General features: G+C 68.3%; 14 protein-coding genes, 1 tRNA gene and 1 pseudogene. 6 read left to right on the forward strand and 10 right to left on the reverse strand.

The window, feature by feature from the left end:
- Positions 1–94: 94 nt before the first annotated feature.
- The 6 genes and pseudogenes from D7Y04_RS12820 to D7Y04_RS12850 all read right to left on the reverse strand — a co-directional run bounded on the left by D7Y04_RS12820 (position 95) and on the right by D7Y04_RS12850 (position 4,929).
- The gene (locus tag D7Y04_RS12820) at positions 95–1,297 is read right to left on the reverse strand and encodes an acyltransferase (protein ID WP_121759514.1); all 1,203 of its coding nucleotides are present in this window, start codon (positions 1,295–1,297) and stop codon (positions 95–97) included.
- 360 nt (positions 1,298–1,657) lie between these two features.
- The gene (locus D7Y04_RS12825) at positions 1,658–1,918 is read right to left on the reverse strand and encodes a hypothetical protein (RefSeq protein WP_233601387.1); all 261 of its coding nucleotides are present in this window, start codon (positions 1,916–1,918) and stop codon (positions 1,658–1,660) included.
- A 539-nt stretch (positions 1,919–2,457) separates the two neighbouring features.
- Positions 2,458–2,871, reverse strand: coding sequence for a hypothetical protein (locus D7Y04_RS44435; RefSeq protein ID WP_158627511.1), 414 nt, complete (start codon positions 2,869–2,871; stop codon positions 2,458–2,460).
- Between the two features lie 542 nt (positions 2,872–3,413).
- Positions 3,414–3,707, reverse strand: a pseudogene (locus tag D7Y04_RS12840) (DUF2019 domain-containing protein); the annotation flags it as partial.
- 115 nt (positions 3,708–3,822) lie between these two features.
- Positions 3,823–3,921 (reverse strand) — tRNA-Sec (locus D7Y04_RS12845).
- Between the two features lie 42 nt (positions 3,922–3,963).
- Complete coding sequence (locus D7Y04_RS12850; RefSeq protein ID WP_121759516.1) at positions 3,964–4,929, reverse strand: methyltransferase domain-containing protein; 966 nt, start codon at positions 4,927–4,929, stop codon at positions 3,964–3,966.
- A 178-nt stretch (positions 4,930–5,107) separates the two neighbouring features.
- On the opposite strand from D7Y04_RS12850, the gene D7Y04_RS12855 reads away from it, so the two are divergent.
- Positions 5,108–7,507 (forward strand): DUF3857 domain-containing protein, encoded by a 2,400-nt coding sequence (locus tag D7Y04_RS12855; protein ID WP_158627512.1) that lies wholly within the window; start codon positions 5,108–5,110, stop codon positions 7,505–7,507.
- Positions 7,508–7,510: 3 nt separating this feature from the next.
- Here the strand turns inward: D7Y04_RS12855 and D7Y04_RS12860 are convergent, their stop codons facing one another.
- Together D7Y04_RS12860 and D7Y04_RS12865 are read right to left on the reverse strand one after the other, a co-directional pair.
- Entirely contained in the window at positions 7,511–7,804 is a 294-nt protein-coding gene (locus tag D7Y04_RS12860; RefSeq protein WP_121759888.1) for a hypothetical protein, read from the reverse strand.
- 29 nt (positions 7,805–7,833) lie between these two features.
- Positions 7,834–8,907 carry a metallopeptidase family protein gene (locus D7Y04_RS12865; protein ID WP_171807662.1) on the reverse strand — a complete coding sequence of 358 codons (1,074 nt, stop codon included), beginning with the start codon at positions 8,905–8,907 and terminating at the stop codon, positions 7,834–7,836.
- Positions 8,908–8,995: 88 nt separating this feature from the next.
- On the opposite strand from D7Y04_RS12865, the gene D7Y04_RS12870 reads away from it, so the two are divergent.
- A complete protein-coding gene (locus tag D7Y04_RS12870; RefSeq protein WP_120576603.1) occupies positions 8,996–9,352 on the forward strand; it encodes a response regulator in 357 nt (118 codons plus the stop codon).
- Between the two features lie 179 nt (positions 9,353–9,531).
- Positions 9,532–11,175, forward strand: coding sequence for a chaperonin GroEL (gene groL, locus D7Y04_RS12875; RefSeq protein ID WP_120597303.1), 1,644 nt, complete (start codon positions 9,532–9,534; stop codon positions 11,173–11,175).
- Positions 11,176–11,260: 85 nt separating this feature from the next.
- Here the strand turns inward: groL and sinK are convergent, their stop codons facing one another.
- Positions 11,261–12,778, reverse strand: a complete 1,518-nt coding sequence (gene sinK, locus D7Y04_RS12880) for a hybrid histidine protein kinase/response regulator SinK (RefSeq protein ID WP_158627513.1) — start codon at positions 12,776–12,778, stop codon at positions 11,261–11,263.
- Between the two features lie 31 nt (positions 12,779–12,809).
- Between sinK and D7Y04_RS12885 the strand changes: the two genes are divergently transcribed.
- Entirely contained in the window at positions 12,810–13,337 is a 528-nt protein-coding gene (locus D7Y04_RS12885; RefSeq protein ID WP_233601388.1) for a demethoxyubiquinone hydroxylase family protein, read from the forward strand.
- Between the two features lie 15 nt (positions 13,338–13,352).
- Here the strand turns inward: D7Y04_RS12885 and D7Y04_RS12890 are convergent, their stop codons facing one another.
- Positions 13,353–14,741: a diguanylate cyclase gene (locus D7Y04_RS12890; protein ID WP_121759519.1), complete on the reverse strand. Its 1,389-nt coding sequence runs from the start codon at positions 14,739–14,741 to the stop codon at positions 13,353–13,355.
- 53 nt (positions 14,742–14,794) lie between these two features.
- On the opposite strand from D7Y04_RS12890, the gene D7Y04_RS12895 reads away from it, so the two are divergent.
- Together D7Y04_RS12895 and D7Y04_RS12900 are read left to right on the forward strand one after the other, a co-directional pair.
- Positions 14,795–15,607 carry a chemotaxis protein CheW gene (locus tag D7Y04_RS12895; RefSeq protein ID WP_120597306.1) on the forward strand — a complete coding sequence of 271 codons (813 nt, stop codon included), beginning with the start codon at positions 14,795–14,797 and terminating at the stop codon, positions 15,605–15,607.
- Positions 15,608–15,724: 117 nt separating this feature from the next.
- Positions 15,725–16,987: a PleD family two-component system response regulator gene (locus tag D7Y04_RS12900; RefSeq protein WP_121759520.1), complete on the forward strand. Its 1,263-nt coding sequence runs from the start codon at positions 15,725–15,727 to the stop codon at positions 16,985–16,987.
- The last annotated feature ends 27 nt before the right edge of the window (positions 16,988–17,014 follow it).

The raw sequence follows: 17,014 nt of genomic DNA on the forward strand, positions 1-17,014 counted from the left end.
GGGGGCCTCCATGAACTTTGGTTTAGCCAGCCAGCATGGCCGTCCCTCCCTGAAACACAAACATTTTGTCGATTAGGAAACACTTCATTTGGGTTCATACGTCGGCCCCTTTCATGGTTGATGCCTCCACCCGCCGTGGCCGGGTGCCAGGGGACTCATCCGCGCCGAGGCCGGGCGTGTCCAAAGGGACACCCGGCAGACCGATGCTCCACCGGAAGGCACGGTTCCTCTCCAGGAGGAGGTAGAGGCCCAGGGGTCCCATCAGCCCGACGAGTGAGCCCAGCGCCAGGTGCAGCACGAGCGGCGCTCCTGGCAGCACCTTGCCCAAAGCCAGTCGCATCCCGGACACGAAATAGATGTGGAAGAGGTAGAGGGGCATGCTGATCGAGCCCAGGTAGACAATCCGGCTCGCCAATCCCTTCCACGAGGCACCCAGGAGGAAGATGGCCAGGGTGAATTGCATGCAGAAGCCCAGCGGCCCCGTGATCAGTCGCGGATCCAGATGTCCCTCCGCGAGCCCCGAGACATGGAACGAGACCAGCAGTCCCAGGAACCCCAAGGGAACCAGTCCCTGGAGTGCCAGAGGCCACTGGGACAGCCGGCTGCGCGCCAGCACCAGCCAGGGAGACAGGCTCATTCCCAGACCGAAGAGGCAGTTCCAGAAGAGGATGAAGCGGAGGTATCTCATCCCAATTCCAGACAGAGGAGAGTCCAGGGCCTCGACAGCGGCATACAACACCCAGGACAGGCCCAGGTAGCTCAGCCCGTTCCAGTGGTACCGGGCAGGCACGATGCGCTGATACACCCACGCCAGACAGGTACAGCCCACCAGGGCGTGAATGAACCAGAAGATGGCGTACGGAGGGAACCAAGCAGCAGGGAACTGGCCCAGCAGCACCAGCCATCCACCAGGTGTCCGCGGGCGCGCCTGGGAGAGTTCATGGGTGTAGAGGAAGACGGGGGCCCACACCACCATGGGGATGACGAGCTTGCGCAGCTTCTTGTGTGCAAACTCCCGGAAGGACGAGTCCGGCGCGCCGAAGAGTGACACCGCCACTCCCGAGCCGATGATCATCACCGCCATGTTGAAGCTGTGGATGAGCTCCGCCACGAACCGCAGCTCCGCGCGCTCCGGGGAGAAGAGCTTGCGCACTCCCTGGAAGGGCTCCACGCCAATCACATGGACCAGCACCACGAGCAGCAGGCTGACGCCGCGGACGAAGAACAGTTCCTCGGAGAGCGCCTTGCGAACCCGTGCAACGCGCGTTTCAGTAGCTACGTCAGGGAGCGTGAGCATGGCAGGCAGGAGTCCTCAACGGAGGACACGCCCTGCATGCAGATATCGTGCGCCACGCTTCCCGGATTCACGGCCGGCTGCCGGCCGCCGGTGTCTCATTCCGGGACGTCAATCTGTCTCGCGTTGATATTGGCGGTAGGGCACGGGAGCGGCGCGTCCATGGGGAGCCACCCGCGTCCGTTCATCTTGGGTACAGCTTGGGTACGAGGGTGGGGATGGCAGGGGGCAGGGAACCCTTGGCTACGTCAGGCCGGTGACGTCCGTGAACTTCGCGCCAGTGACGCCCGCGCGCTCCATGGCATCCTTGAACTTGATGGGGATCCTGATGCGCTCGCCCGGAGCTCGTCCATCCGATGCGGGCTACTCTGGATCGAGCGCCCAGGTTCCTTCTTCCCAGCGCTTCAATGCCTGCCCGGCTTCGAACGTATCGACCCCCACGTAGGCAATGAGGGAGACGGTCATCACAGCGGCCACGCCCTTCGAGAAAGGCTCGGGCACCGCGAGCAAGATGCAGTACGTGGTCCACGTCCAAAGAACCGCCGCCAAAATGGCCTTGGGGTTGGCCATGTCCTTGAAGTCGTCCATCATCTCGTCCCGTACGACGCCCTGGGCCAGGGCCATGGCGAGGGCGTAACGGCCATCCCCGGCGACTGTGGGGCTCTCCACCAGGAGGCGCAGGCAATCGCCGGGCTTCGGAACCTGTCAACGTGAATGAGACAGTGAAACTGAGAGATTAGTGCGCAGCCCCCTGTGAGGTGGGGAGCGGCGCGAGGTTGTTGATCCAGATGGCGTTTGGAAGGGCCTGGGGCTTCGGAGGGCCGTGAGGAAAGCGCTCGGGATGGGCGTCGTAGGCCGCCGCGAGGGCGGTGGCGCGGGCCGCGATGCGCGCGTCCGCCAGGCCGTGGTGACCCCCAGCTCCCGAGAGAGCGCGTCGAACTCCTCGCCCTTGAGCAATCGGAGCACGGCCTCCTTCTTCCGCTTCGCCGAGAACCGACCGTGCTCCGCCGTCCTGTCCTGCTCCTTATTCACATCTACCTCACGAGGGGGAGGTTATCCCCCAGAGAGATGTCTCAAGAAATCCTCGGGCGGAGGAGGCTGTCCTGCCTGGGAGTGAGTCAGTACCATCGGGAGATGGGGGCTGGATCTCGTTGGTGATGGCGTTAGCTGGCGAGTTCGAGGAATGTGGCAATCCATGCGGAGAATGAGCCAAGGGCGACACCTCGAAGCTCTATGAATACGAGTTGGTTCTTGGTGATGCCACTTTGGCCGAGCTTGCCTGGAACCAGTGCTGTGTAGGTTTTCTGTGGCGAATTCGAGTTGTCGGCAACTGTTATTTGCCAGAACTGTGTCGAGCTGGGGAGCCCAATCATCTTCCAGCCTGTTTGGCCGAGCTGTGCCAGCTCGTGGATGTGTTTCGTTTTTGGAAGAAGTTCGCGCACTGCTCCGATAAACTGGAGTTTTTGGTTGTGGACTGGATTGGCCCTTTCAAAAGGAGGAGGCCTCCCAGGAGGAGGGGCTGGGATGCCCGTCGGAAATGCGTAATCTAGGACCTGTTTGTCGATGGGGATTCCCATTGCTTGGAGCTTGGAGATCGCAGCCCATCCAGTTGGCAGTTGTTCCGAGGAGCAGTCGTGGTACGGCCATGGAAATGGCTGATTGTCGAATAGGACGACACTGCCGCAAGTGCATTGGAATATGAGGATGTTGGCCTTGCAGTGCCAGCATTTGGTGGGGAACGTCCAGGTTGTACAGGAGGGGCCATGGGTGGGGACAGACATTGTCTGATAATAACCCTGATCTGTCCTTCTCTTCTAATGCTACTTGGTCGTATCCGCGACGGTCCGAGAGGAGGAGCGCGGGAGCAGATATGACGTAGGCAGAGCGGACAGTGGCCCAGTCGCCGTAGTGGGTCCTCCGCCCCAGGTGCGGAACACCTTGGCGCTTTCCACCTTCGCCGGGTCGATGCGCATCTCGGACACCGAGGAGTACGTACCCACATGCGCGTCTGACTGAGCCAGTTGCCAGTTGCTCGTTGCTGAACTGCCACTGGTCATCGAGCTTCCGGCCCTCCTGATCGAGAGGATGCCCCAGCTCCCACCGGCCGGAGAGGTACACGTCATCGGTCAACTTGAAGAACCGCCTCGGCATGAGGTCGTCCGTCCGATGCGGGCTTCTCTGGATCGAGCGCCCAGGTTCCTTCTTCCCAGCGCTTCAATGCCTGCCCGGCTTCAAAGGGCACGAGCCCCTTGCCCTTGGCGGCTTCCTCCAGGACCGCTTTGGCTTCAGCCGTCCGGTAGCGGAGCAGATGGGCGGCGGCCATGACACGCACATCCATGCGCTCATGCTTGAGCAGGACGAGGAGGGCGTCACGCCCTTGTCGGGACCACACTTCCATCGCAATCTGAAGCGCTTCGTGTCCAGCGTGAAGACGCTGAAGGAGGCGTGGATCAAATACAAAGGCAGTGAGATGAGGATGAAGCGATTCATCTCGCAGATGCCTGCCACGCGCGGATCGTGGGGATGAGTGGCGGTAGGGCACGGGAATCGAACTCGCCAGGGACTGCTCTCGCAGCCCCTCACCGGTTTTGAAGACCGGGCCGGCCACCAGGTCCGGAGGCCCTACCGCTTCCGATTACCGCCGCTCCGCGCCAGTCCGTCAACCACGGTCACGCCTTGCGCGCGGACACCACGGCGTACTCGTCGCAGTTGAACAGAGCGGGCCACTGGAGCTGCTCCGGTGTCATCCTCATCGCCTTGTGCACGTCCGCGCGCACCTGGTGCAGGGACGTGCTCCCCGGATTGCGCTCCAGCTGCGTCATGCCCCGCAGCGCCACCAGCGCCGTGTTCACCGCCGGGTACACATCCTCCGCGATGGACTCCACCTTCACGTCCTGGAACCCCGCCCGCCGCAGCTCCTCCCGGTAGCGCTCCGTCGACCAGACATTCTCCTCCGGGAAGGCAATCAGCCCCCGCCAGTAGCGGTAGCGCAGCCGCGCTCGGAGTCCTGCTCCAGCCTCACGGTCCGTCTTCTGCGCCATGTCCGCCATCACCAGCCGGCCTCCCGGCTTCAGCACCCGGAAGGCCTCGCGCAGGAAGTCCTGCCGCATCCGGAAGTGCATCGCGGACTCCAGCGCGAACACCACATCGAACGCTCCCGCCCCCGGCAGCGCCGTCGCGCTCCCCACCTCCAGCCGGACCACACCCTCCAGCCCCGTCAGCTTCACGCGCTCCCGGCCCACCTTCACCTGGTTCGGCGTGATGTTCACCCCGACGATGCTCGCGGGCTTGAACTCCTCCGCCCACAGCAGGTCCTGGTCCGCGTACCCGAAGCCGCAGTCCAAGACGGCATCCCCAGGCCCCAGCTTCGCCGTCCTCGCCAACAGGCGCGCCATCTCCGCCTGCGCGGACCGGAACAGCTCCCCCACGCGCTCCACGTTGGAGTCGTCCACCTTCTCCACGTGCTTCCAGTAGCCCAGGTTGATCCAGAAGGGCTCACGGCCCGTCGTCACCCGGATGTCGCTCGGTGCCGGCATCCCCGCCACCCAGGCCCCTGTCTCGTTCGTATAGAAGCGCTCCGGGTCCGCCAGGAACGCACTCTTCAGCCGCGTCGCGACCTGCCTCACGTTGACCATCGCCAGCCTCCTGGGCCTTCCAACCGATGGCCGGAACCCTAGCCCGTGTCACGGCAATTCCAGGCTTGGCCTGCATGGCGGTTTTCACTGGTGAATGAAGCGGGGCCGCTCGCCCGGTGTCCCAGGGGGCGCCTTGCCCGGCGCGTCATCCGGGCTCCATGATGAGCGCCCTTCCGCCATGCGCCGAACCTTCCGTTCCGTCCTCCTGGCACCGGGCTTCTTTCCGGTGCCCGTCCTGCTGCTGTGTCTGTGTCTGTCCTTGAGCGCGGGGGCAGCACCGGCGGCGACGAACGCCAGGCCGTTCCGCGTCGGGCCTCCCGCCGCGTGGGTGAAGCCGCTTCCCATTCCTCCAGACCCCGGCCCGACTCCCGAGGGCGAGGAGGAGACCAGCGTCTCCCGGCTGCTGATCGAGGAACAGGTGCGCGTGTCCGGCCCGTCGCGCGTGCACTACCTGCACTCGGCCCAGAAGGTCCTCTCGCCGCGGGGCATCGACCGCGTCACGGACATCCAGTTCCGCTTCGATCCGACGTACCAGAAGCTCACCGTCCACGGCATCTGGCGCATCCGCGATGGCCGCCGCGAGGACGTCTTCCAGCCCGCCGAGGCCCGCGTCATCCAGCAGGAGACCGAGCTCCAGAACCGGCTCTACAACGGCAACCTCTCCGTGGTGCCCTTCCTCCGCGACGTGCGCGTGGGCGACACCGTGGAGGTCGCGTACTCCTTCGAAGGCGCCAACCCCGTCTTTGGCGGACGCTTCTCCGACGTCGTCGGCGTGGGCCATTCCTATCCCGTGGTCCACTTCGCCTACCGGCTGCTGTGGCCGGAAGGGCGGGGGCGCACGCTCTTCATCCGGGACTTCGCCGCGCCGGGCTTGTCGCGCTCGGAGTCGATGCTGAACGGCGAGCGTGAAATCATCCTGGAGCGCCACCACGTGCCCGCGGTCCGCCACGAGGACAACGTCCCCGGCTGGCAGCCCGTCTACCCGTGGATCCAGTTCAGCGAATACAAGGACTGGAACGACGTCGCGCGCTGGGCCTCCACGCTGTTCCAGGTGCCCGCCCGCTCGAAGTCGCTGGAGCAGGAGGTCCGCCGACTGTCGAAGGAGCCCACCCCGGAGGCGCGCTTCCTCGCCGCGCTTCGCTTCGTCCAGGACGAGGTTCGCTACCTGGGCATCGAGATGGGCCCCAACTCCCACCAGCCCCATCCGCCCGACGAGGTCCTCCAGCGCCGCTTCGGCGACTGCAAGGACAAGTCGCTCCTCTTGGTATCGCTCCTCAAGGGACTGGGCATCGACGCGCAGCCGGCGCTCGTGAGCACGGACCTCACGCAGTTGCTGGACGGCTTGCGTCCCACCGCCACCGCGTTCAACCACGTCATCGTCCACGCCACCGTGGCTGGCCGCGAACTTTGGGTGGATCCCACGGCGGCGCTGGAGCGCGGCGGGCTCGACAGCTACGAGCCGCCCTCCTACGGCCGGGCCCTCCTCGTCGCCCCCGGCACCACGGCGCTCTCCGTCATCCCCACGCCCACGCTGACGGAGCCCTCCATCTTCGTGGACGAGACGTACGTCGCGAAGGGCCGCGACGGGGCCGCGACACTCGACGTCGTCACCACTCGCACGGGGGCGGCCGCCAACTCCATGCGCCGCGCGCTCGCGGGCACGTCCCTGTCCGAGGTGTCCCGCCTCTACTTCAACTACTACGCGAAGACGGACGCGGACATCTCCATCGCGAAGCCCATGTCGGTGGACGACGACACCGTGACGAACGTGCTCGTCACGCAGGAGCACTACCGCATCGAGGACTTCTGGACCTCGGACGGTCGCCGGGAGTTCCGCGCGCATGGCCTGCGCCAGTACCTCGCCGTGCCGAACTACTCCCACCGCGCCTTCCCGCTGGAGGTGGAGCACCCCGTCTTCGCCCGCCACCGCATCACGCTGAAGGCAGGCGAGCTGCCCCCCGTCAAAACGGAGTACGAGGTCGTGGACGGTCCGGCCTTCCGCTTCGTGGCCGACACCCGCGCCGAAGGCAAGACGCTGCTGCTCGACTACAGCTACCGCAGCACCGCGGACTCGGTCCCGCCCGAGCGCATCGCCGAGTACGTGAAGGCCGTGCGCGCCACCGAGGCCCAGCGCGGCTACGCCATCCAACTCAGGAGCCGGGCCGCCCGCGACCAGGCCTCATCCGTTCCGTCCGGCGAGGCGGGTGCCATCCTCCTGGGCGTCATCGCGACGTGCCTCGTGCTGTGGTTCGTCATCGCGCAGGGCGGCCCGGTGGCGCTCTGGCGCAAGGGCCGCGCGTGGGGCCGGCGCCGGGCCTTCGCACGCAAGTTCGACGCGGACCACCGGGGCGACAGCGCGGGAACTGCCATCCCCATCACCAGCCCGCAGGAGCTGTTGTCCACGCTGGGCCGGCTGCGCTGCGCCTGTGGAGCCACCAGCGAGGCCCCACGGGACTCGCTCCGCCACGAGGCCGTCGTCCTGGGCGACCGCCACCTCACCCTGGTGCAGTGGCAGTGCCCCACCTGCGCCCGCGCCCGCCGCGCCTACTTCGAGGACAAGGGCTCGCGCGCCGCCTGACGCCTACTGGCAGATGCCCGGGCAGTCCGCGCTGCCCCCGGGCTGGCACGTGTCGGACGGATCATCCACGCAGGTGTTCCCGGACACGTTCCCCGCGCAGCCTCCGAAGAGGCCGCCGCAGCACTCGACGTACCCCTCCGGCACGTCACACGGCGTCGGGAAGGACTTGCACGTCTCGCTGTCCGAGCGCGCGAACACCACCACCTGCGGACACGTGCGCGGCTCTTCTTCGTCGTCGCCCAGACAGCCCGTCAGACCCAGCACCACCATCAGCCCCAGCTTCGTCCATGCATGCATGGCGCGCATCAGGGCAGGGGAGAACGGCGCTAGTCCAGCCCCCGCTCCCACAGGTCGTCTTCATCCAGACCCATCAAGTGACCGACTTCGTGCATCACCGTGATGCCAATCTGTTCGATGAGTTCCTCGCGGGTCCGCGCGAAACGCTCCAGGTTCTTCTGGTACAGCACGATGGAGGGCGGGAAGTGATCCGCCGCGTCCATCACGCTGCGCTCGCCCACGGGCGTGCCCCGGAACACCCCCAGGATGCACGGCGACAGCGGCGGCTGCTGACCCAGCAGGTCCTCATCCGACGGCAGGTCCTCCACCGCCAGCGTCACGTTGTCCATGTACTGCTTCACCTGGGAGGGCAGGGCGCGCATCGCGTCCTCCACCGCGCGGTCGAACGCCGCCTCCTCCAGGGCCACCGGCGGCGGCAGCTCTTCCGGGGCCAGCGCCTGCGCCCGGGAGAAGCGCTTCTTCGCCTCCTTCGCATCCTGGCGCCGCTCCGCGACGAGCCCCAGGTAGTGGTGCGCCCAGGCTTCATCCGGCGCGTCCTTCAACACCCGCTCGAAGGACTCCTGCGCGGGCGCGAAGCGGCACAATTCGAAGAGCGCGATGCCCCGCTCCAGCTGCGCGTCCGTCGAGCGCGGCATGTGCGTCAGCGCCTGGTCCAGGATTTTCAGCGCGGACTCACATTCCCCCAACTGGTTGAGGCCCATGCCCTCCAGGAGGAGGAACTCGTAGACGAGCTCCACGTCATCGGCCCGCTGCGCAAGCTTCCGTCCGCGGCCGCACCACTCCAGCCCTTCCTCCACCGCCTCGCGGTCCTCGCCGGTACGGCACACGAGGAATTCCGCCGCGCCGAAAAGGATCTCCAGGTCTTCCGGGGCCAGCTTGAGGGCGGCGCCATAGGCCTTGCCCGCGTCCTCCAGGCGTCCCACCTCCACCAGCGCGGCGGCCCGGTAGTGCAGGGCTTCTGGTGAGTCCGGAACGTCCCGGAGCAGGGCGTCGGCGCTGGTGAGCGCGGCCTCGAAGTCCCTGGCCTCGAAGGCGTCAGCGAGCCCCTCCAGCCGCGCGTCCACGCCTCGCGCCTCCCCTTGCTTCGCCATGCGCTTCGCCATTCGGGCCGGCAGCTAAGAAGCCGTCCTTCGCGTTGTCAACGACCGGCGTCGCTGTTACCTTCCAGCGCCCCGTTTCGGCCCGAACCCCGTGAACATCCTGGTCGTCGACGACGATTACGAGCTGTGCACCATGCTCTCTCGCTACCTGGAGATGCATGGCTACACCGTGTTCTCGGCGTCGGACGCGCTCCAGGCCCTGGACATCATGGAGCGTCACCCCGTGGGGTTGGTCATCACCGACTACCTGATGCCCCACCTGGACGGCATCCACTTCACGGAGATGCTGAAGGCGGACCCCCGCTTCCAGCGCATCTCCGTCCTGATGATGACCGCCAGCACGGACGCCAACATCTCGGACCGGGGCCTGCGCAAGGGCGTCGCCATCACCCTGCAGAAGCCCCTGGACATGGGGCAGCTGCTCAACCTCGTGCGCTTCGCGGAGTAGGGCCTTCCCGGGCCGTCTGGGCCCCCCACCCAGGCGGGCCAGTAGGCGTCCTCAGGCCCACACGTCTGCCCCTTTCCGTTGACATCGTCGATGCGGCCCTTATGTTGGCGCTCGACATGGCCGAGTGCTAACGGCCATCCCCATTTGTAGAAATTCCCCAAGTATTATCGGAGGTTACGATGGCAGCGAAGGAAATCTTCTTCCACCAGTCCGCGCGCGATTCCATCCTGCGCGGCGTCCGGATCCTCGCGGATGCGGTCGCGGTGACGCTCGGTCCCAAGGGCCGCAACGTGGTCATCGAGAAGAGCTTCGGCTCGCCCACCATCACCAAGGACGGCGTCACCGTCGCCAAGGAGATCGATCTCGAGAACCGCTTCGAGAACATGGGCGCGCAGATGGTGAAGGAGGTCGCGTCGAAGACCTCCGACAAGGCCGGCGACGGCACCACGACGGCGACCGTGCTCGCGCGCGCCATCTATGAGGAGGGCCTGAAGCTGGTGGCCGCCGGCCACAGCCCCATGGACCTCAAGCGCGGCATCGACAAGGCCGTGGAGGTGGTGGTCGCGGAGCTGAAGAAGATGTCCAAGACGACCACGGACAAGCAGGCCATCGCGCAGGTGGGCACCATCTCCGCCAACGGGGATGAGACCATCGGCCAGACCATCGCGGACGCGATGGAGAAGGTCGGCAAGGAGGGCGTCATCACCGTCGAGGAGGCCAAGGGCCTGGAGACGACGCTCGACGTGGTGGAGGGCATGCAGTTCGACCGTGGCTACGTGTCGCCGTACTTCGTCACGAACCGCGATCGCATGGAGGTCGTCATGGACGACCCCTACATCCTCATCAGCGAGAAGAAGGTCTCGTCGATGCAGGACATGATTCCGGTGCTGGAGCAGGTGGCGCGCTCGGGCAAGCCGCTGCTCATCATCGCGGACGACATCGAGGGCGAGGCCCTGGCCACCCTGGTGGTGAACAAGATCCGCGGCGTGCTGAACGTGGCCGCGGTGAAGGCGCCGGGCTTCGGCGACCGCCGCAAGGAGATGCTCAAGGACATCGCCACGCTGACGGGCGGCATGGTGGTGAGCGAGGAGCTGGGTCACAAGTACGAGAACCTGACCCTCACCGACCTGGGCCGCGCCAAGCGCATCACGGTGGACAAGGACAACACCACCATCGTGGACGGTGCCGGCCAGAAGGCGGACATCGAGGGCCGCATCAAGCTCATCCGCACCCAGATTGAGACGGTCACCAGCGACTACGACCGCGAGAAGCTCCAGGAGCGCATGGCGAAGCTCGTGGGCGGCGTGGCGGTCATCAACGTCGGCGCGGCGACTGAAGTGGAGATGAAGGAGAAGAAGGCCCGCGTGGAAGACGCGCTGCACGCGACCCGCGCGGCCGTCGAAGAGGGCATCGTCCCCGGCGGCGGCGTGGCCTACATCCGCAGCCTCAAGGCGCTGGACGGCCTGAAGCTGGGCGGCGAGCAGGACTTCGGCGTGGACATCATCCGCAAGGCACTGCAGGAGCCCCTGCGCAAGATCTCCAGCAACGCCGGCGTCGAAGGCGCCGTCGTCATCAACAAGGTCAAGGACGGCACCGGCGCGTTCGGCTTCAACGCCCGCACGGAGACCTACGAGGACCTGGAGAAGGCCGGCGTCATCGACCCGACGAAGGTCGAGCGCACCGCGCTGCAGAACGCCGCCTCCGTGGCGTCCCTGCTGCTCACCACCGAGGCGATGATCGCCGAGCGCCCCAAGAAGAAGGCCAAGGGCGGCGCGGGCGGCGGCGCCATGCCGGAGTACGGCGGCGACGACATGGACTACTGAGCCGACGTAACGGCTCCGTAGCTTCGTAGGGTTTCCGGCCCCGGTGGGCTCCGCGAGAGCGGGGCGCCCGGGGCCGGAGTCTTTTTCAGGAAGCGGTCTTCTTGAAGGCCAGGCCCAGCTCGCGGCTGAGCGCGGAGGTGTCGGAGAGCAGCTTGGGCAGGCACGCGGCGGCCCCGGCGCGCAGCGACGCCAGCGCCGTGTCCATGGTGAGGTGCTCGGCCAGGACGACGAAGGGCGCGCCCTGGCTCAGGGCCCGGGCCAGCTCCAGCGCCTTCTTGCCGTAGGCCGGCGCGAAGTCCCACGACACCACCACGCCCACGGGCGGCTCCATGGTGGCCACCTCCGCGCCCGCGACGACGCGCGCCTCCAGGCCCAGCAGCGTCAGCGCCTCTGAAATCAGCCGCGCGGTGGCCGGGTTGTCCTCCAGCACGTCCACCCGGCGCACGCCAGCGCTGGGGGCGGGGACAGGCGGCGCGGCCGGCGTGTACAGCGCCTGCCGCAGCAGCGCGCGCACCTGGCGGATGTCGTCGAAGGGCTTGAGCAGGTAGTCCACCACGCCCAGCTGCAGCGCCTGCTGCGTCGTCACCAGCGAGGGGTAGCCCGTCATCAGGATGACGCGCGACGCGGGGTCCAGCTTCCGCGCGTGCTGGGCCAGCTCCAGGCCGGAGATGCCGGGCAGGTTCTTGTCCGTGACGATGAGGTCCACGCGCGACGAGCGGAGGATTTCGAGCGCGGCCTCGCCCGTGGCCGCTTCAATGACCTCGCACTCCTTGTCCATCAGGTCCTTGAAGACCATCCGGATGATGCCCTCGTCGTCCACCACCAGCAGGCGCTTGCGCGGCGGGCGCGGCGCGTCCGTGGGCGGGAAGAGCACGCGGAACACAGTGGCCGGGGGCGGCACCTCGCGCAGCGTCGTGGGCGGCACCAGGGCAATCTGCGCGTGGTGCTCCTGCGCGATGCGACGACAGACGGCGAGCCCCAGGCCCGTGCCGCGTTTGCTGGCGGAGACGTAGGGTTCGAAGATGCGCGTCTTCAGCTCGTCCGGGATGCCCGGTCCCCAGTCGGACACGTAGAGGGCCGCGGAGGCGCCATCGCGCGTGAGCGTCACCTTCACGCGGCCCCGGCCGGACATGGCGTCGCGGGCGTTGTTGAGCAGGTTGAGCGTGAGCTGCTCAATCAGCCGCGCGTTGCCCTGGATGGTGAGGTCCTCGGGGGCCTCCACCTCCAGGGAGATGCGCGCCGAGTCCGGGTTGACGCTGAACACCTTCGCCGCCGCCCAGATGGGCGCGGCCAGGGACAGCCGCTGCTGCGGGGCCGGCCGCTCGCTGGCCAGGCGGATGAAGTCGGAGACGATCTGCTCCATCCGCTCCACCTGCGCGAGCAGCAGCTTCAGCGGGCCGCTGGAGCCTCCTTCCTCGGCCAGCAGCTGGGCGTAGGCCTTCGCGCCCAGCAGGGGCTGACGCAGCTCATGGAGGACCTCCGCGGCGACCTGATGGGTGTGGGCGTTGGCGCGTTGCAGCGCCACGGCCGCGAGCCGTGCCTTCTCCAGGTCCCCCGCGTCCAGGGCCTGGAGAAGCTGCGCGAGCGCCGAGGGGGTCTCCATGCGCGGGAGCATGGCGGAGGCAGGTGTTCACGTGCAACGCACCCCCAGCGGGATTCGGTTGACCGCGCTCGCGACCGAACGGATGCTCGCGCACGCCTTCCAGCCTGGCCTGATGGAAACGCTGCTGCCCGCTCGCTTGCTGGAAACCCTCCCTGTCGCTGAGGTCCTCATGCCGCAGACGAACCCGTTCCACTCGCTGGTGCCCCGGAAGCTGACGGACTCCGAACTGGCCCGCTCCATCCGGCTCAACATCGAGGCGGAACTGGACGCCATCAACCTCTACGCCGCGCACCTGGACGCGACGGACAACGAGGAGGCGAAGGCCATCCTGCGGCACGTCATGGACGAGGAGCGCGAGCACGCGGCCCTCTTCTGGCAGCTCATCGCGCGGTTGGATCCGGAGCAGGCCCAGCACGACCGCGAGGCGTCGCAGAAGTACCGCCTCATCACCACCGGCGCGTCTCACGAAGAGGTGGAGGCGGTGGGCGAGGGCGGCGGCGGCGTGCCCGCGGAAGTGGAGCTGCCCAAGCACCTCACCGTGGGCAGCCTGCGCAAGTAGCGCGCGGTGCGGCTTTCAGCCCTGGCCCTGCGGGGGCGGGGGATTCTGACGGCGCTCGGCCGGGGTGGCTTCCAGGTCCTGCGCCGCCATGTAGACGACGTTCCGGGTGCCACGCTTGCCCCGGTACATGGCCCGGTCGGACAGGTCCAGCAGGTGGTCCTTGTCCTGGGCATGCTCCGGGAAGCTGGCCACGCCGATGCAGGTGGTGAGCTTGAGCGCCAGCCCCTCGCGACCCAGGAACTGATGGGTCTCCATGGTGCGGCGGATGCGCTCGGCGACCTTGAGGGCCCCGCCGGAGTCCGTGCCGCGCAGGAGCACCACGTACTCGTCGCCGCCGAAGCGCGCCACCACGTCCGGGTCGCGCACGCAGCCCTTGAGCACGCGCGCGGCCTCCACCAGCACCCGCGAGCCCACCAGGTGCCCGTACGTGTCGTTGATGGCCTTGAAGCGGTCCAGGTCCAGGAACAGCAGGGAGAAGGGGCGCTCCGTCTGGAGGGCCTCGTTCACCTCGCGGTCCAGCACCAGGTGCAGGTAGCGCGTGTTGAACAGGCGGGTGAGGTCGTCGACGTAGGCCAGGTCCTCCACGGCGGCGAAGCGGCCCAGGTTGCGCAGGGCCAGCGCCCAGTTGCGCACGAGGAATCCCACGGTCTCCGCGTGGTGCTCCGCGGGCGCGCTGTCGTGGAAGAGCACCGCGTGGCCCAGCACCAGTTCTCCGTCCACGGCGGGGAAGGAGAGGGTGCGCGGCCAGGGAACTTGAAGTCCGTCGAGCTCCACCGGCGTGCGCGAGCCCGAGAGCCGCTCGATGAGCAGCGGGACGAGCGCCTCGTGCAGGTCCACCGGCAGCCCGCGCATGCCGTGCGAGCGGAAGCCCGTGCCGCCGGGGTCCCGCTCCAGGAGCATCACCGCGGAGGCGTTGGCCATGGACTCCAGCGCGTCCGACGCGGCCGTGGACAGCCGCTCGCGGTCGAGCGTGGTGGCGATGCGCTGGCCCGCCTCCAGCAGCGCGACGTGCTGGCGCAGGGACGCGTTCTCACGCATCAGGTCGCGCGTGGTGAGCGCGCGGCGCAGCGCGTGTTCCAGGGCCTCCGGCGCCACGGGCTTGACCAGGTACTCCGCCGCGCCGCTCTTGATGGCGCGCACCGCGGGGGCCACCTTGTCCAGGCCGGTGATGACCAGCACCTCCACGCCAGGATAGCGCTCGCGCACGTGACGGAGGACTTCCATGCCGTCGCCGCCGGGGAGGATGAGGTCCGTCACCACCGCGTCGAACCGCGCCGCGGAGAGGGCGGCCTTCGCGTCCGCCACGGTGGGCACCGCCGTGACCAGGTGTCCCGCGGCCGTGAGGTAGTCGCCGTAGAGATTGCGGGCGATCTTTTCGTCGTCGACGAGGAGCAGTCGCGCCATGACTGTTTCAGGGCTTAGCACCCAACGCTGGAAGGCTGCTAGGGTCCCGGGCCGTGCCCTTTGAAAGCGGACGGCGGCTCTGCCTGCTGGTGGAGGCCGGAGAGACGCGCTACGCGGTAGAGGCCACCTCCGTCATCGAGGTCGCGATGCCGGGCGCTCGCGGCGCGAGTCTGCGCGGCGTACTGGAAGTGAAGGATCTCGCCGCGCTGCTCGGCGGCCTGCCTGAGGAAGTGCCGGGCATGGTGGTGGTCCTGGACGTCAGCCCCACGCTCGCGGTGCGGGTGCGCGCCGTGGTGGAGGTCGCGGACGTCGCGAGGGATCCGTTCTTCCTGCTGCCTCCGGGCCTGGCGGACTCGCTGGCGCCGCTGAGCCGGGGCGCGGTGCTGCACAAGGATCGGCTGTACCTGGAGCTCATCGTGGAGGCGCTGCCGCACCGGGCGGGCCCCCGGGCGACCCCGCCGGAGCCCCGGCCCGTGCACTATGCGGACGTGCCCCCGGAGCGGGCACTGGTGCTGGAATCCCAGGGGGTGCTGTTCGGCGTTCCGCTGGGTTGCGTCTCCCAGGTGGTGCCCCGGGGCGAGGCGTTCAGCGTGCTCCCGGTGCAGAGCGGGCCGGTGGCGGGCGTCTATCCCCACGCGCAGGCGCTGTGGCCCATCTGTTCGATTCCAGCGCTGTTGGGTGCGCCGGCCCAGGCGGAGGAGCTGTTCGTCCTCACGGAACTGGCGGGGCGGAACGTGGGGCTGGCGGCCACCCGGGTGCTTGGTGTGCTGCAGAAGTTCAAGCCGGCCGAGCTTCCCGGAACGTTCCGGGCGCCGGGGCTGCCGGATCCGGTGATGTTACTGGACCTGCAGCGCATGTTTTCTTGATCGGCCCAACGCGCGAATCCTAAGCTTCTCCGATTGACACAGGGCGTGCAGGCAGGCTTGCTCGCCCGAAATCTCAAACGAATTCAGGGGGGTATGCGCCCCCCGAGGCCGGAGCCGATGCCCAAGAATCTACTGATCGCCGACGACTCGCTCACCATCCGCAAGGTGATCGGGATGATCTTCGCGACGGAAGACTTCCAGGTGACCGCGGTGGACAACGGGCTGGACGCCATCTCCCGCGCGCGCGAGCTGCGTCCGGACGTGGTGCTCGCCGACGTGATGATGCCGGGCAAGAGCGGCTACGAGGTCTGCGAGGCGCTCAAGAGCGACCCCTCCACGCAGGCCATCCCGGTGCTGCTCCTGGCCGGCACCTTCGAGGCGTTCGACGAGAACCGCGCGAAGGCCGCCCGGGCGGATGACCACATCGCCAAGCCCTTCGAGAGCCAGATCCTCCTCGACAAGGTGAAGGCGCTGGTGGGCCAGAAGTCCAACACGATGCCCGCGTCCGCCGCGACGCGCATCCTGCCCCAGACCTCCGCCCCGAGCGCTCCGGCCAGCGCGCCGCCCGCCGCCGCCGTGCCGCCGGGTGCGCGTCCCGCGGGTGCGCCGCCTCCGGGCGCCGTGCCGCCGGGTGCGCGTCCTCCGCCGGGTGCCGTGCCTCCGGGCGCGCGTCCTCCGGGCGCCGGTGTGCCTCCTCCTCCGGGTGCGGCGCGTCCGCTGCCGGGCGCTGTTCCTCCGGGCGCGCGTCCTCCGGGTGCGCCGCCTCCGGGCGCCATGCCGCCGGGTGCACGTCCTCCGCCGGGTGCGCCGCCTCCGGGCATGGGTGCGCGTCCTCCGGGTGCGCCGCCTCCGGGTGCCATGCCGCCGGGTGCGCGTCCTCCGCCGGGTGCCGTGCCTCCGGGCGCGCGTCCTCCAGGTGCGCCGCCTCCGGGCATGGCCGCGCGTCCTCCGGGCCCTGGCGCCCCGAACATCCCGGGCGGCTTCCCGCGTCCTCCGGGCGCCGCGCCGCTGCCGTCCGCGCCCCCGCCCGCCGCGGTGCCTCCAGCGGCCCGTGCCCGGGATCCGTTCGGGCTGGGTGCACCGGCCGCCCCGCCCGCCGCGCAGGCCCGCACGGGGAGCATCCGCATCGAGGACTCGCTGCCCGAGCCCAGCGGCGCGGAGGAAATCTCCCTGGATATCGGCGGCCCCTCGCCGGCGACTCCTCCCGCGCGCGCCCGTCCGGCCGCGGATGGCGGCGAGGCGCTGCTGCGCGAGGCGCTGTCGAAGGCGTCCCGCGAGGTCATCGAGAAGATTGCCTGGGAGGTCGTACCGCAGCTGGCGGAGGCCATCATCCGGGAAGAGCTGGAGCGGCTCATCAAGGACCGCGAGACCCAGCATTGATTCGCAGTCCCCTCTGATTCCCCGCCG

Origin of the sequence: Corallococcus sp. AB038B, assembly GCF_003668955.1 — a bacterium.
Classification (GTDB): Bacteria; Myxococcota; Myxococcia; order Myxococcales; family Myxococcaceae; genus Corallococcus; species Corallococcus exiguus.